Source organism: Streptomyces xanthophaeus, assembly GCF_000725805.1.
Classification (GTDB): Bacteria; Actinomycetota; Actinomycetes; order Streptomycetales; family Streptomycetaceae; genus Streptomyces; species Streptomyces xanthophaeus.
Window position 1 is genome coordinate 25,291 of the sequence record NZ_JOFT01000050.1, and the last position, 13,996, is coordinate 39,286.

Genomic DNA, 13,996 nt, shown 5'->3' on the forward strand with positions numbered 1-13,996 from the left:
AGAATCCTACGGACGGGCGGCGCCGTGCTCCTGCCGCGTGCCCGGATTCCGTCCGGCGGACAGGGTCGTCAGTTCCGGGCCGCGGAAGCGGCCGTCCACAGTTCGGCGACCGCGTCGCGCAGGCTGCGGACCGGCTTCCAGTCCAGCGCACGCTCGGTGGCGCTGATGTCGAGCTGGTGCCATTCGGTCTCCGGGCCGCTGCCGTCCGGCGCGGGCACCTCGGTGACCTGCGTGGGGACGCCGCTCTCCTCGATCAGCAGCTCGACGAGCTCGCGGGCGGTGCTCGCCCGGCCGAGGCCGAGGTTGAGGACCGGCGGGCAGGGGTTCGCGGGCGCGAGGGCGGCGACCATGGCGTCGACCCCGTCCTGGAGGTGGAGGAACTCGCGCTGCGCCGTGAGCGGCATCAGCGACAGTTCGGCGACGGTGCCCGCGGCCTGCGCGTCGGCCAGCTTGCCGGCCATGACGCCCAGCAGGCTGTGCGCGGGCTGTCCGGCGCCGACGACGTTGCCCAGGCGCAGGACGACGGCGTCCAGGCCCTCGTCGCGGACGGCCGCCGCCACCAGCTCGGTGGCCCGGAGCTTCAGCTGCCCGTAGACCGTGGACGGGCGGGCGGGGGAGTCCTCGGTGTACGTCTCGCCGACCGGGAAGAGGCCGTACTCGTGGACGGTGCCGATCTGCACCAGCCGCGGCGGCTCGGCCATGGACCGCAGGGCCTCCAGCAGGCGGCTGACCATGCCGAGGTTGGCGGGGCCCATCTGCTCGTCCGTCAGGCCCCACATGCCGCCGGCCGCGTTGACGACCACGTCGATGCGGTGCTGCGCGAACAGTTCCGCCAGCTCGGCCGGGGCGTCGACGGTGAGGTCGAAGGCGGCGAACTCGCCGGGCAGTGCGTCGGCCGGCTGCTTGCGGGCGACGGCGAGCAGGCCGTGGCCGCGCTCGTGCAGCGTCGCGCACAGGCGGCGGCCGATGAAGCCGGTGGCACCGAGGACGGCCACGCGGGGCAGGGACGGGCTGGTGACGGACATGGCGTGGGCTCCCGGCGGTCGGAGGGGGTGGGCGGACGGGGCGCGCGGCCGGGCGGTACGCGGCGCCCGGTCAGCGGTGGTCGGTCAGCGGTGGTCGTTGCCGACGATGTGCCGCAGCAGTGTGCGGGCGCCCTCGCTCTGCTTGTTCTTCAGCGCGCCGGGCAGCATCGTCGCCGCGTGGATGCGGGAGGACAGGTGCAGCCGGGAGGCCTTGGCGGCCTTCGTCCAGCCCTGCGCGTCCAGCCGGTCCGCGACGTCCATGAAGTAGCGGTTGACCTCCTCGAACCGGCGGCCGGTGAAGGCCTGCTGGGAGGAGATGCTGACCGCGTGGCGGCGGTACTGGAAGCACTGGGTGTCGGAGATCAGCATCTGCTCGCCGGCCTGGATCAGGTCGATCTCCAGCGCGAGGTCCTGGGTGACCTCCAGGTTGTCGCGCAGGCCGGCCTTGCGGACGGCCTCGGTGCGCCAGCAGATCGACGGGAAGTACAGCCAGTTCCCGCGCAGCAGGCTGGTGGCGAGCTGCTCGCCGCCCATCAGCACCTCACCCTTGAACTTGGGTGCGTATAGCCGCTTCTTGGCCTGGTCGACGAGTCCCTCGGTGGGCTTGCCGTTGCCGTCGATCACCTGGACGCCGGGCTGGATCATGCCCACGCCGGGGTGGCGGGCGATGGCCGACCGCACCGTCGCCACGTAGTCGGGCAGCATGATGTCGTCGGTGCCCATCATGACGAAGTGCTCTTCGCGGACCAGGCCCAGGCACTTGCGGTAGTTGCCGGTGACGCCGAGGTTCTGCTCGTTGCGCTGGTACGAGACCCGCGGGTCGTCGAGCTCCGCGAACCAGCCCGGGACGTCGGGCTCCTTGCCGTCGTCCACCACCACCAGCCGCCACTCGGGGTCGCTCTGGGCCAGGATGCTGCGCACGGCGGCCTGCATCAGGGCCACGTTGCCGTAGTAGGGCAGCATGATGTCGAGAGTTGTCATGAGCAGCGCACCAGGGGTTTCGGGAGGGATCGGGACGGAGCTCAGCCGGCGTCGCGCAGCGACCGGCGGTGACGCAGGCATTCCTCGTAGTCGGGCAGCAGCCCCGACTCGATGGCCTCGGCGAGCGAGGGAGCGGCCGCGTCGCGGGCCGACAGCTGCGAGGCGGTGCCCGAGGGCCACTCGATCGCCAGGTCGGGGTCGAGCGGGTGCACCGAGTGCTCGGCGGAGGGGTTGAAGGTCTCCGAGCAGATGTAGGACAGGGTGGCGTCGTCGCTCAGCGCGCAGAAGCCGTGGCCCAGGCCCTCCGAGATGTAGACCGCGCGGCGGTCCACGTCGTCCAGGCGCACGAACTCGTAGGTGCCGAAGGTGGGCGAGCCCACGCGCAGGTCGACGATGACGTCGAGGACGGCGCCGCGCACACAGGTGACGTACTTGGCCTGGCCGGGCGGGACGTCGGCGAAGTGGATGCCGCGCACGACGTCCTTGGCCGACACCGACAGGTTGCCCTGCGCCAGGCGCAGCGGGTGCCCGACCGCCTCGGCGAGGTGGTCGAAGCGGTACCACTCCATGAACAGCCCGCGCGGGTCGCCGTGCTGGACCGGGGTGATCTCCCAGGCGCCCTCGATGGAGAGCTCGCGGATCTTCATCGGCCGTTCTCCTCGTCGAGCAGGTCCAGCAGGTACTGGCCGTAGCCGCTCTTGAGCAGCGGCTCGGCGAGCTCGCGGAGCTGGTCGTCGCTGACGAAGCCGGACCGCCAGGCGGTCTCCTCGATGCAGCCGATCTTGAAGCCCTGGCGCTCCTCGATCACGCGGACGAACTCGGAGGCCTGGACCATGGAGACGAAGGTGCCGGTGTCGAGCCAGGCGGTACCGCGGTCCAGGACCGTGACCTGGAGGTCGCCGGACTGCAGGTAGGCGTCGTTCACGGCGGTTATCTCGAGCTCGCCGCGGGCGCTGGGCTCGATGGTGCGGGCGATCTCCACGACACGGTTGTCGTAGAAGTACAGGCCGGGCACCGCGTAGCGGGACTTCGGCTTCTCGGGCTTCTCCTCGATGGAGATGACCTGGCCGTCTGCGTCGAACTCGACGACGCCGTACGCGGTCGCATCGGCCACCGGGTAGGCGAAGACCATGCCGCCCTTGGGGTCGGTCCGCTGCGCGAGCCGGGTGCCGAGGCCGCTGCCGTGGAAGATGTTGTCGCCGAGGATCAGCGCGACCGGCTCGTCACCGATGAAGTCGGCGCCGAGGACGAAGGCCTGGGCGATGCCCTCCGGACGCTCCTGCACGGTGTACTGGATGTCCAGGCCGAGCTGGGACCCGTCGCCCAGGAGCCGCTGGAACTGCTCCTGGTCCTGCGGGGTGGTGATGATCAGGATCTCGCGGATCCCCGCCATGACCAGCGTGGAGAGCGGGTAGTAGATCATTGGCTTGTCGAAGACGGGGAGCAGCTGCTTCGACACGGCTCGGGTCAAGGGCCAGAGGCGGGAGCCGGTGCCGCCCGCAAGGAGAATTCCACGCATGGTTGCCACCATACGTTGCGTCCCTTCGGGTGAGGTAACCCGCGAGGGCCGCCCCCGGACGGCGCAGTGAGGGCCCCGCCGGTCGCACAGTAAGCTGAACGCACTATGCGCATTCTCGTGACCGGTGGCGCCGGTTTCATCGGCTCGCAGTTCGTCCGTTCCCTCCTGTCGCAGGACCCCGCGGCGCGGGTCACGGTCCTCGACAAGCTGACCTACTCCGGCGTCGAGGCGAACCTCGCCCCGGTCGCGGACCACCCCGGCTACACCTTCGTCCGCGGTGACATCTGCGACGTCGAGGCCGTCGACCAGGTGATGGCCGGCCACGACGCCGTCGTGCACTTCGCCGCCGAGTCCCACGTGGACCGCTCCATCGCGGGCGCCGGCCCCTTCGTGATGACCAACGTGGTCGGCACCCAGGTGCTGCTGGACGCCGCCCGCAAGCACGGCGTCGGCCGCTTCGTCCACGTCTCCACCGACGAGGTCTACGGCTCGATCACCGAGGGCTCCTGGACCGAGGAGTGGCCGCTCGCGCCGAACTCCCCGTACTCCGCCTCGAAGGCCTCCTCCGACCTGCTGGCGCTGGCCTACCACCGCACGCACGGCATGGACGTCGTCGTGACGCGCTGCTCCAACAACTACGGGCCGTACCAGTTCCCCGAGAAGGTCATCCCGCTGTTCGTCTCCAACCTGATGGACGGCAAGCACGTCCCCCTCTACGGCGACGGCGGCAACGTCCGCGACTGGCTGCACGTCTCGGACCACTGCCGCGGCATCGAGCTGGCGCTGCGCAAGGGCCGCGCCGGCGAGGTCTACAACATCGGCGGCGGCACCGAGCTCACCAACAAGGAGCTCACGGGCGTCCTGCTGGAGGCCGCGGGCGTGGGCTGGGAAATGGTCGACCGGGTCGAGGACCGCAAGGGCCACGACCTGCGCTACTCCATCGACATCAGCAAGATCAGCTCGGAGCTCGGCTACGCGCCGCAGGTCACCTTCGAGGACGGCATCAAGGACACCATCGCCTGGTACCGCGAGAACCGTGCCTGGTGGGAGCCGCTCAAGGTGAAGGCCGCCCAGCAGTCGTGAACGACACGCCGGATGCCGCGGCGGCCGTGAAGCGGTCGCCGCTGGCGAAGCTGGCCGCCACCCTGCCGCCGGGCACCCTGCTGGTGATCGGCGGCACGGTCGTCCTCGGCGCCGCCTCGTACGTCCACCTCATGGCGGCCGGACACAGCCTCGACACCGACGCCATGGCCTCGCTGTCCGTGCTGTGGACCGTGCTCATGGGCGTGGGCATCGGCCTGTTCTTCCCCGTCGAGCAGGAACTCACCCGGATCGTCGCCGCACACCGCGTCGGCGGCCACGGCGTCTCCGGCGTCCTGCGCCGTGTGACGGTCCTCACCGCCGCCCTGTGCGGCCTGCTCGTGACGGGCATGGGCGTCGCGGCCCGGCCGCTCGCCGACACCTTCTTCGACGGCCGCGTCGACATGGTGTGGGCGCTCGCCCTGTCCTTCGTCACCCTCGCCGCCAGCAACGTGACCCGGGGCGTCCTGGCGGGCCTCGGCCACTTCGCCCCCTTCGGCCGTCAGCTCGGCATCGACGGCGTCCTGCGCATCGGCCTCGCCGTGGGCTTCGCCCTGGCCGGAGTGAGCTCCCCGCTGGCCTTCGCACTGATCCTCGCGGTCGCCCCGCTGATCGCGGTCCTGGCCACGCTGCGGCCCGTGCTCCAGGGGCTCGGGCCGGGCCCGGCCGAGAGCTGGACGAGGCTGCTGGCCGGTCTCGGCCCGCTGATCGCCTCGACCCTGCTCTCGCAGGTCGTCGTCAACGCCGCCGTCGTCAGCACCAAGCTGCTGGCCCCCGCCGAGGCCGCGGTCGTCGCCGGTCTGCTGAACGTCATCGTGCTGGCCCGCGTACCGCTCTTCGTCTTCGGCTCGCTCCAGGCCTCGCTGCTGTCCGGGCTCTCCGCGGCGGCCGCCGCCGGGGACCGGGCCGGCTTCTCCCGGCTCCTGGGCCGGACCTGCCTGGTGGTCACCGCGCTGGGTGTGGCAGGCGGACTGCCCGCCACCCTGCTCGGGCCCTGGCTGATCCAGGTGCTGTTCAAGGCCGAGGACGGACTCGGCCAGACCGTGTTCTTCTGGATCTCCGCGGGCACCCTCTTCTACATGCTGGCCATGGTCCTCGGCCAGGCCCTGATGGTCCTGCACAAGCACGGCCTCCAGCTGCTGGGCTGGGCCGTCGCCACGCTGGTCCTGGTCGGCGTCACCCTGCTGCCCGGCGAGGCCACCACCCGCGTGTGCCTGGCCTACACCCTCGCCTCGCTGTCCGCGGTGCTCGGCATGGCGGCCGCCCTGTGGCTGACCTTCCCGCGCGGGCCCGCCGCCACGGAAGCGGCGACCGGAGCCGGCGCGGCCCCCCGGTCCACCCTGATCGACTCGGCCTGACCCTGCGGGGCCGGGGCCTGCCCGGCGGACTCGGCCTGCCCGGCGGGCGGGCCTGACCGGCGGGCGTACCCGGCCACGCGGACTCCGGGGAATACCTCCTCGACGAGGGACGACCCCCGTCCGTAGGCTCGGCCGCATGCCCCGCAAGGACAGCAGCACCCGCCGCCTCGTCGCCGACGGACGTGCCTACCGGTGGGCCGTCCGGCACGGCCACCGGGTCCTGGAGGACGACGGCTGCCGCAAGACCCTCAGCGTGTACGCCGACCCCCCGGGCTCCGGCGGCATGCTGCGCTTCGTCTTCGACGAGGGCCCCGGCCGCTACGTCTCGGGCTTCACCACGGGTTCGGGCGAGGTCGGCGCCGTGGGCATCGGCGCACTCAACCTGCACGAGCCCGGCACCGTACGGGTCCTGCTCGACGCGGCGCTGGCCCGCGGCTGGCGGCCGCAGGAGCGGCAGGAGACCAGGGCCGACGGCTGGAGCTACCTGGAGGCGGCCCTCGGCGCGGGCCGCTGAGACGGCGCCCGGGCTACTTCGGGGCCCGGCGCCGCACCAGCCGCCTGAGGGCGACCACCAGCACCGTGCCTCCCGCCAGGACGAGCGCGCCCTTCGTGAAGCTGCCCTCCGGCTCCGGCGACTGCGCCGAGGGGGCCCCGTCCGGCGGGGAGCCCGGCTTCGCCGCACCGGGGGACGCCGAAGCCTGCGGGGCCGCGCCCACCGGGACGGCGACGACCCGGCTGGAGCCGCCCTCCGAGCCGAACATCAGCGCCGAGCCGTCCGCCGTGTACGTCACCGACTCGGCCTGCCCCTGCCACGGCGCGTCCACCCGCTCGCCCTCGCCCTGCGGCCGCCCGTCCTTCCATGCGTAGGTCTTCGCGAAGAAGTACCCGCGCAGGGCCAGGCGTCCGCCGTCCGGGGAGAACGCCCCGTCCGTCACCCACGGCAGGTCCGCGACCCGCCGGAACACGTTCGGCACGGCCGTCGACAGCTCCGCCGGACCCTCGTACAGCCCGCCCTTGTCCTCGTTCTTGCTCGCGATGTACACGCGGCCCGTCACCGGATGCACCATCAGCGCCTCGGCGTTGCGCGGTCCGTCCGCGTAACGGACCGTGAACTGCGTCGCCTTGACGGTGACGTCTCCCAGTTCCTTCGGCTCCGGGAAGCGGTAGATCCACACGTGGTCCCAGGACCCGTCCAGGTTGTCGCCGATGTCGCCGATGTACAACTGCCCGTCCGGACCCAGCGACACCGCCTCCACGTCGCGCGGCTTGCCGATGCCCGTCAGCGTCACGCGGGCCACCGTCCTGCCGGTCGCGGAGTCCACCGCGTAGATGTACGGCCCGTCGTCGCTGTCGTTGTGGGTCCAGTACACGCCGGGGTGGATCCGGCTGGCGGCGAGCCCGCTCGACTCCTTGATCCGGGGATCGGAGATGGTGAAGGACGCCGCCCCGGGGGTCTCGGCCGCCAGCGCCGCACCCGGCAGCGAGACCAGGGAGGCGGCGACGGCGACGACGGCGACGAGGGCGGACGACACGGGCAGCAGGCGCATCCGACCAGCTTGCCAGGCCACGGCGCGTGTCCGGCATCACAGGGGCGCCCGCGCCGTGATCCGCGATGATGACCGGATGCGTTTCATGTTCGTCGGCGACTCCATGACCATCGGACGCGCCGGCGACTACACCTGGCGCTACCGGATGTGGCAGCACCTCGACGCCGCCCCCGACGGCCCCCACGAGATCGTCGGCCCGCGCTGCGAGCTGTACGAGGCCAGGGCCGACGCGGCCGTCAGCCACGCGTACGCCGACCCCGACTTCCCGGAGCACGCCCGCCGCCACCTGGCCGGCTGGGGCGAGGGCTGGCAGCACATGGCCCCGCTCATCGGCCCCGCCGTGCGCGACAGCGGAGCCGAGGTCCTGCTGGTCTCCCTCGGCCTCATCGACCTCGGCTTCTACACGCGCGCCGACCAGACCGCCGAGAACGTCCACCGCTTCGTCGCCGCGGCGCGCGCCGCACGCCCCGGCATCAGGATGGTCCTGCTGCCCGTCATACCGAACGTCCGGGCCGAGGAGGACGCGCCCTTCGCGGCCGAGGTCGTCCGCTTCAACGAGCTCCTGGCCAAGGCGGTCGCCGACCTGAGCACGCCCGCCTCGCCGGTCCTGCTGGCCGCGCGCCCGGCCGCGTACGACATCCGGCACGACACCTACGACGGCACCCACCCCAACGCCTCCGGCGAGCACCGCCTGGCGGGCGAATTCGCGACGGCCCTCCACCAGGCCTGGGCGATCGGCGGCCCGTACGTCCCGCGGCAGACGCCGTAACCGTGTGGTGCGAGGGCCGCCGCCCCCCTCGCAAGGGGCGGCGGCCGATGTACTACTGGATCACCAGGCGAAGGCCTCCGGGGAGGGCCCCGGCCCGGGGAAGATCTCGTCCAGTCCGGCCAGCACCTCCTCGCTCAGCTCCAGCTCCAGCGCGCGCAGCGCACTGTCGAGCTGCTCGGCGGTGCGCGGGCCGACGATGGGGCCCGTCACGCCCGGCCGGGTGAGCAGCCAGGCCAGGGCGGCCTCGCCGGGCTCCAGGCCGTGCTTGTCGAGCAGGTCCTCGTACGCCTGCACCTGCGCCCGTACCGTGCTGTTGGCCAGCGCGTCCGCGGACCGGCCGGAGGCGCGGCGGCCTCCCTCGACTTCCTTCTTGATGACGCCGCCCAGCAGCCCGCCGTGCAGCGGGGACCAGGGGATGACCCCGAGGCCGTAGTCCTGGGCGGCAGGGATGACCTCCATCTCGGCGCGCCGCTCGGCGAGGTTGTAGAGGCACTGCTCGCTGACCAGGCCGACCATCCCGCGCCGGGCGGCCGTCTCGTTGGCCTGGGCGATCTTGTAGCCGGGGAAGTTGGAGGAGCCCGCGTAGAGGATCTTGCCCTGCTGGATCAGTACGTCGACGGCCTGCCAGATCTCCTCGAAGGGGGTCCGGCGGTCGATGTGGTGGAACTGGTACAGGTCGATGTGGTCGGTCTGGAGCCGCTTGAGGCTGGCCTCGACGGCCCGGCGGATGTTCAGCGCCGACAGCCGGTCCTCGTTCGGCCAGGTGTCGCCCTCGCGGGACATCGAGCCGTAGACCTTGGTGGCCAGGACCGTCTTCTCCCTGCGCCCGCCCCCATTGGCGAACCAGGTACCGATGATCTCCTCGGTGCGGCCCTTGTTCTCACCCCACCCGTACACATTGGCCGTGTCCACGAAATTCAGACCCGCGTCGAGCGCGGCATCCAGGATTCCGTGGCTGGTCGGTTCGTCTGTCTGCGGACCGAAGTTCATCGTGCCGAGTACAAGTCGGCTGACCTTGAGTCCGGTGCGTCCGAGCTGCGTGTACTTCATGAGGCACAAGCCAACTGCTTGGAGTCCACTCCAGGCAAGAGCCAACCCGTGCAGCCGCCCCTTTTATGTGCTGTGCGCCGGAAGGCTAGCCGGTTTCCCGTTGTGGAAACCCGAAGGTCTTGCCTGGCTGAAGGCGCTATGGAGAGCATGGAGTGGACCGCAGGGCGCCACAGCGAGGGGGCACGGTGGAGGTTAGGAAGCTGGTCACGACCTGTGAGAACGGGGACTGCCCCACGCTCTACGCGACTGACCGGGACACCCTTCTCGTACAGGGTGGGGTGCCGGCCGACCACGGACTGGCGATCCCGGCGCACGAGAGCCTGGTGGAAGTCCCCATGGAACTCATCCGGAAGGCCATCCGTGATCAGCTCATCTAGCAACCTGGCGGGGCGGTTCAAGACTTTCGATCGTGAAGCGTTCCGGCTGGAGATCCTGGACGACTACAACGTGCCGTCGAGCGCAGAGAACCTGCGTGCGTTCCTCGCCGGTGAGCCGCAGCCGGAGGACTTCAACGACGGTTGGGTCGAGACCGTTCGATCCGCCACGCAGACCGGCAAACGGATGTACCGGGTGCACATTGTCTCCCGACCGTTGACGGACTACCTACGCTACGAGCTCGGCTGGGGATACATGAAGAACATGACGGGCGGCGAGGAGTTCTTCATCCTGGACATCACCGGGAAGCCGAACCCCCTGGCAGGGGTGCCGGACTTCTGGCTGTTCGACGAGGCTTCCCCGGTCGTCATGAACTACGACGACACGGGTGCGTTCCTCGGGCCGGAGTTCCTTGATGCCGGGCGTGCGGCGGACTTCGTCGGTTACCGGGACACGGCTCTCGCCCACGCCGAGCCGTTCTCCGAATGGTGGGCGAAGTACGGCGGGTGAACAGAACCGAACTGGGGTCGGCGCTGCGGGCGCTCCGGCAGGCATCCGGGAAGGAGGCCAAGGCCGTCGCACGCAGCGCCGTCATGTCCACCGCCAAGCTGTCCAAGATCGAGAACGGTCACGTGGCGCCCAGCGTGGTGGACGTGGAACGCATCCTTACGGCCTTGGACGTGTCCGAACAGGTGAAGGCCGAGTACATGGCCGCGGCGCGTGCTCAGGCCACGGAGGCGACGGCCTGGCGGCTGTTCCGGCGCATGGGCTTCCACCGGAAGCAGGAGGAGATCAGGGCTCTGGAAGCCTCGATGAAGCTCCTGCGGCTGTTCCAGCCGTCCCTGGTCCCTGGGCTGTTGCAGACACCCGAATATGTGCGCGCCGTGTTGCGCGGCAAGGGACTGAGCGAGGAACAGCTTGCCCGCACCATCGGAGCTCGGATCGAGCGTCAACGGGTGCTGTACGACACCGGCAAACAGCTCCGCTTCGTCATCACGGAACCCGTGCTGCGCTGGCGCCTCCTCCCGCCCGCGATGATGGCAGGACAGCTGGACCGCATCGCCTCCGTCTCCCGCCTGCCGAACGTGGACGTCCGAGTCGTCCCCCTGGACCGCCCGCAGGCCGACGTGCCGGGGCACTCCTTCGTCATTCGGGACGACCGCATGGTGACGGTCGAGACCACGCACGCCGAGGTGATCGTGACCGAACCCAGGGATGTCGCCCTGTACGTCGACAAGTACGAGCGCTTCGCCTCGGTGGCCGTGGCCGGTCACGCGATGCGGGCGATGCTCGCTGAGGTCCGGGACGGATTCTTGCGCGAACGGGAAACGGGCTAGATACCGGTGATCAGAGGCTGGACCATCGTCTCCACCGATTGAGCGAGTGGGGAGGCGCACGCCATGAGCAGAGCGAAGACGACGATGTCAGGACCGGTGCACCTGTCGTTGCCGAACCTGCCGCCAGAACCGGCGGACGGCTGTGGGGTGTGCAGTGCCCTGATCGTGCAGCGACGGGAGGCACGGGGCAGGGGCGACCTGTCGGCGGCGACGCATGCCGACGTGGAGATCCGTAACCATCCTCACCGGGCGCGGAGGCCTCGATGAGGCGCACCGTGCTGCGATACGTGGAGCACCGGGTCGTGCAGCATCCGGGGACGGACGTGACCTTCGAGGCCGAGTGCCTGCGCTGCGACTGGCAGGCGCCGGCATCGCAGGACGGGGCGGCCGTCGATGTCGAGTGCATGAGCCACACGGGCCGTACGGGGCATCAGGGCTTCCGCCGCCGGTGTACGTCCTTCGCGTGGGTCGGGCGTACGGAGTGACGCACGCGAAAGGTGGCGCCTGGCCCCGGGCGGGTTCGCCGGCGGGTGGGGCTACTGGCCGACGGCTGCTGCCACGGCCACGACGACGAACATCAGCACGAGCACACCGGCCATGACACGGTTTCTGGTCTTGGGATCCACCCGTCGAGACTAACGCGGCAGCCCCTGCATCGTGGACGCAGGGGCTGTGCCGTACCCGCGCTGCGCGGGCGATGTGCCGCGGATCACTGCGGGGCGCAGCGGGCCGTGGCGGCGTGGCGTGGAGCGGTCACTGCCAGCTCATGTCGTTGGTGGCGGAGACCGGGGGCTTCGCGGTGGGCAGGGTGGCGGCGGAGGCGACGGCGGGGGCACCGACGGCGAGGGTGAGGGCGAGGACCGCGGCGGCCTGGAAGATACGGGTGATGCTCATGAGGTCGGTTTCCCTTCGGAGTGCCCTGAGGCAGGTGCGGCTGGTGGTTCCCGGTGGTCCTGCGCCCCGCGGTGGCGCCGTCCCTTTCCGGTGAGACACAGCTAAGCCGCACCCGGCCGGGCGCAGAAGGCATCTCCGCTGGCCCAAACCGTCCCTGGACGGTTACGGACACCGCCGCCCCTCAGCCCGCCCTGCTCTGCGACCAGTACGCGGGCATCAGCGGGACGCCCACCGCCGCCCCTCAGCCCGCCCTGCTCTGCGACCAGTACGCGGGCATCAGCGGGACGCCCACGTCCAGCAGCTGCGCGGCGGGCAGCGCACGGACCCCGAGCAGCCGCAGGCAGACCGACTCCGCACGCTCCTCGGCCGCCTCCAGGGAGTCGGCCACCACGTAGAAGCCGAGCGTGAAGTGCCCGGGCGGCTGCGGGTGCACGGCCAGGTGCTCGATCCGGTCGCCGGGGCGCAGGCCCGCGCGGGCCGCCTCGCGCAAGTCGTCGGGGAGATCCTGCGGGGGAGCCGTCCGCAGACGGGCGTGGACGAGGTACATGTCTCCACCGTGCCCCGCCGGGCGCGCTCTACGTGCCAGCAGGGCTGGCCGGTTGAGGACGTGGCCGGATCGGTCCCAAGGGGCCTCCCCTCTGAGATGATCATGCGCGTAGCGACGTACCAATGGGTGTTGGGGGACACAGGTGTTGACCGAATTGGGGTTGGACGCAAGAGCCGAGGCCGTCTACCGGGCCATGCTGGTGCAGCCGATGTCGGGGGTCGCGGCGCTCGCCGCGGCCGTGGGGTCCGACGAGGACGGCGTGCGCGAGGCGCTGGACCTGCTCAGCGAGCTCGCGCTGGTGCAGCCGTCCGCCGAGGACAGCGGGCGGCTGCGCGCGGTCTCCCCGGACATCGGGATGGAGATCCTGATGGCCCGCGGGCAGGCCGAGCTGGCGGCGCAGCAGCAGCGGCTGGAGGCCTCGCGGGCGGCCGCCGCCCGGCTGATCTCCGAGTACTCCGAGCTGCGCCCGGCAGCCAGCCATCCGGGGGTCGAGCAGCTCATCGGCCTCGACGCGGTCCGCGACCGGCTCGTCGCGCTGACCCGGGAGACGAAGGAGGAACTGCTGGCCTTCTCGCCCGACGCCACCTTGAGCGAGTCGGCGCTGGCGGCCTCGCGCCCGCTGAACCGGACGCTGCTGGAGCGCGGGGTGCGGATGCGCACGCTCTACCTCGACAGCGTGCGCAACAGCCGGCCCTCGGTGGAGCACGCCAACTGGCTGACGGAGCTGGGCGGGCAGGTCCGCACGGTGGCCGCGCTGCCGACGCGGATGCTCATCGCGGACCGTTCGACCGCGCTGATCCCGGTGAGCGACGACTCCTCGGCGGGCGCGGTGGTCCTGACCGGGCACGGGATGCTGGTCGCGCTGTGCGCGCTCTTCGAGTCGACGTGGGAGTCGGCGCAGCCGCTGGCGGAGGTGGCGGTGCCGGGGCCGCACGGGCTCACGTCACAACAGAGCACCGCGGTGAGGCTGTTGTCCGAGGGGCACACGGACGACGCGATCGCCAAGCGGCTGGGGGTGTCCTCGCGGACGGCCCGGCGCATCGCCAACGACCTGATGGAACGGCTCGGTGCCCGCAGCCGATTCGAGGCGGGCGTGCGCGCCGTGCAGCAGGGCTGGCTGCCCTTGAACCCGTAGGGCCCGAACCGTCCCACCGAGGCCGCCCGGCCGGATCACCCCAGGTGATCCGGCCGGGCGGCCTTCTGCATGGACGGGTTCGGCCATGGCCCGTTCGGGCCAGTCGATCTCTCTTCCGGTGCGTGCTGCGGGCGGCGAATCTATTGCTTGTCAGCGAGGGAGACCTCGGGGACCAGCACGGAAGACGAAAGGAAGAACACCTCTCATGCGTACGGGAATCCTCCGGGCCACCGCGGTCCTCGCCCTCACCCTCGGCATCACCTCGATCGCCCCGATGGCCTCGGCCCACGCCCCCTCCCACCCGGCGAAGGTGAACGCGCCGGCCAACGCCCCCGCCACCGCGGCGCGTTAGCCGACCGGCCCACCCGCCCCACCCGCA

18 protein-coding genes are annotated in these 13,996 nt (G+C 71.3%); 10 read left to right on the plus strand and 8 right to left on the minus strand.

Going from position 1 to position 13,996, the window contains the following annotated elements; genetic code table 11:
* Positions 1 to 68: 68 nt before the first annotated feature.
* From IO30_RS0126670 to rfbA, 4 genes are all read right to left on the minus strand, one after another.
* Positions 69 to 1,025: an NAD-dependent epimerase/dehydratase family protein gene (locus tag IO30_RS0126670; RefSeq protein ID WP_031146916.1), complete on the minus strand. Its 957-nt coding sequence runs from the start codon at positions 1,023 to 1,025 to the stop codon at positions 69 to 71.
* Positions 1,026 to 1,109: 84 nt separating this feature from the next.
* Positions 1,110 to 2,006: a glycosyltransferase family 2 protein gene (locus tag IO30_RS0126675; RefSeq protein WP_031146918.1), complete on the minus strand. Its 897-nt coding sequence runs from the start codon at positions 2,004 to 2,006 to the stop codon at positions 1,110 to 1,112.
* Between the two features lie 41 nt (positions 2,007 to 2,047).
* Positions 2,048 to 2,653: a dTDP-4-dehydrorhamnose 3,5-epimerase family protein gene (locus IO30_RS0126680; RefSeq protein WP_031146920.1), complete on the minus strand. Its 606-nt coding sequence runs from the start codon at positions 2,651 to 2,653 to the stop codon at positions 2,048 to 2,050.
* Entirely contained in the window at positions 2,650 to 3,525 is an 876-nt protein-coding gene (gene rfbA / locus IO30_RS0126685; RefSeq protein WP_031146922.1) for a glucose-1-phosphate thymidylyltransferase RfbA, read from the minus strand. The genes IO30_RS0126680 and rfbA overlap by 4 nt, the downstream gene beginning before the upstream one ends.
* A gap of 105 nt (positions 3,526 to 3,630) precedes the next feature.
* On the opposite strand from rfbA, the gene rfbB reads away from it, so the two are divergent.
* From rfbB to IO30_RS0126700, 3 genes are all read left to right on the plus strand, one after another.
* Entirely contained in the window at positions 3,631 to 4,608 is a 978-nt protein-coding gene (gene rfbB / locus IO30_RS0126690) for a dTDP-glucose 4,6-dehydratase (RefSeq protein ID WP_031146924.1), read from the plus strand.
* On the plus strand, positions 4,605 to 5,963 hold the full coding sequence (locus IO30_RS0126695) for a lipopolysaccharide biosynthesis protein (RefSeq protein WP_063768469.1): 1,359 nt from the start codon (positions 4,605 to 4,607) through the stop codon (positions 5,961 to 5,963). Before rfbB ends, IO30_RS0126695 begins: the two co-directional genes overlap by 4 nt.
* 136 nt (positions 5,964 to 6,099) lie before the next feature.
* Positions 6,100 to 6,477 carry a hypothetical protein gene (locus IO30_RS0126700; RefSeq protein WP_031146928.1) on the plus strand — a complete coding sequence of 126 codons (378 nt, stop codon included), beginning with the start codon at positions 6,100 to 6,102 and terminating at the stop codon, positions 6,475 to 6,477.
* 13 nt (positions 6,478 to 6,490) lie between these two features.
* Here IO30_RS0126700 and IO30_RS0126705 read toward each other — a convergent pair whose 3' ends face one another.
* Positions 6,491 to 7,510, minus strand: coding sequence for a hypothetical protein (locus IO30_RS0126705; protein ID WP_031146930.1), 1,020 nt, complete (start codon positions 7,508 to 7,510; stop codon positions 6,491 to 6,493).
* A 76-nt stretch (positions 7,511 to 7,586) separates the two neighbouring features.
* Between IO30_RS0126705 and IO30_RS0126710 the strand changes: the two genes are divergently transcribed.
* Positions 7,587 to 8,279: a GDSL-type esterase/lipase family protein gene (locus IO30_RS0126710; protein ID WP_031146933.1), complete on the plus strand. Its 693-nt coding sequence runs from the start codon at positions 7,587 to 7,589 to the stop codon at positions 8,277 to 8,279.
* 60 nt (positions 8,280 to 8,339) lie between these two features.
* Here IO30_RS0126710 and IO30_RS0126715 read toward each other — a convergent pair whose 3' ends face one another.
* Positions 8,340 to 9,329 (minus strand): aldo/keto reductase, encoded by a 990-nt coding sequence (locus IO30_RS0126715; RefSeq protein ID WP_031146935.1) that lies wholly within the window; start codon positions 9,327 to 9,329, stop codon positions 8,340 to 8,342.
* 185 nt (positions 9,330 to 9,514) lie between these two features.
* On the opposite strand from IO30_RS0126715, the gene IO30_RS0126720 reads away from it, so the two are divergent.
* The 4 genes from IO30_RS0126720 (at position 9,515) to IO30_RS0126735 (ending at position 11,526) form a co-directional block, all read left to right on the plus strand.
* Positions 9,515 to 9,706: a hypothetical protein gene (locus IO30_RS0126720; protein WP_031146937.1), complete on the plus strand. Its 192-nt coding sequence runs from the start codon at positions 9,515 to 9,517 to the stop codon at positions 9,704 to 9,706.
* Positions 9,690 to 10,214, plus strand: coding sequence for a DUF6879 family protein (locus IO30_RS0126725; RefSeq protein WP_031146939.1), 525 nt, complete (start codon positions 9,690 to 9,692; stop codon positions 10,212 to 10,214). Before IO30_RS0126720 ends, IO30_RS0126725 begins: the two co-directional genes overlap by 17 nt.
* The gene (locus IO30_RS0126730; RefSeq protein WP_037895222.1) at positions 10,211 to 11,041 is read left to right on the plus strand and encodes a helix-turn-helix domain-containing protein; all 831 of its coding nucleotides are present in this window, start codon (positions 10,211 to 10,213) and stop codon (positions 11,039 to 11,041) included. Before IO30_RS0126725 ends, IO30_RS0126730 begins: the two co-directional genes overlap by 4 nt.
* A 263-nt stretch (positions 11,042 to 11,304) precedes the next feature.
* Positions 11,305 to 11,526, plus strand: a complete 222-nt coding sequence (locus tag IO30_RS0126735) for a DUF7848 domain-containing protein (protein ID WP_031146943.1) — start codon at positions 11,305 to 11,307, stop codon at positions 11,524 to 11,526.
* Positions 11,527 to 11,794: 268 nt separating this feature from the next.
* On the opposite strand, the gene IO30_RS45570 is transcribed toward IO30_RS0126735, so the two are convergent.
* The gene (locus IO30_RS45570; protein ID WP_157853373.1) at positions 11,795 to 11,935 is read right to left on the minus strand and encodes a hypothetical protein; all 141 of its coding nucleotides are present in this window, start codon (positions 11,933 to 11,935) and stop codon (positions 11,795 to 11,797) included.
* A 241-nt stretch (positions 11,936 to 12,176) separates the two neighbouring features.
* Positions 12,177 to 12,482 (minus strand): hypothetical protein, encoded by a 306-nt coding sequence (locus IO30_RS0126750; protein ID WP_031146945.1) that lies wholly within the window; start codon positions 12,480 to 12,482, stop codon positions 12,177 to 12,179.
* Positions 12,483 to 12,624: 142 nt separating this feature from the next.
* Between IO30_RS0126750 and IO30_RS0126755 the strand changes: the two genes are divergently transcribed.
* Together IO30_RS0126755 and IO30_RS45575 are read left to right on the plus strand one after the other, a co-directional pair.
* Positions 12,625 to 13,617 (plus strand): helix-turn-helix domain-containing protein, encoded by a 993-nt coding sequence (locus IO30_RS0126755; protein WP_031146947.1) that lies wholly within the window; start codon positions 12,625 to 12,627, stop codon positions 13,615 to 13,617.
* A 205-nt stretch (positions 13,618 to 13,822) separates the two neighbouring features.
* On the plus strand, positions 13,823 to 13,969 hold the full coding sequence (locus tag IO30_RS45575) for a hypothetical protein (RefSeq protein WP_157853374.1): 147 nt from the start codon (positions 13,823 to 13,825) through the stop codon (positions 13,967 to 13,969).
* The last annotated feature ends 27 nt before the right edge of the window (positions 13,970 to 13,996 follow it).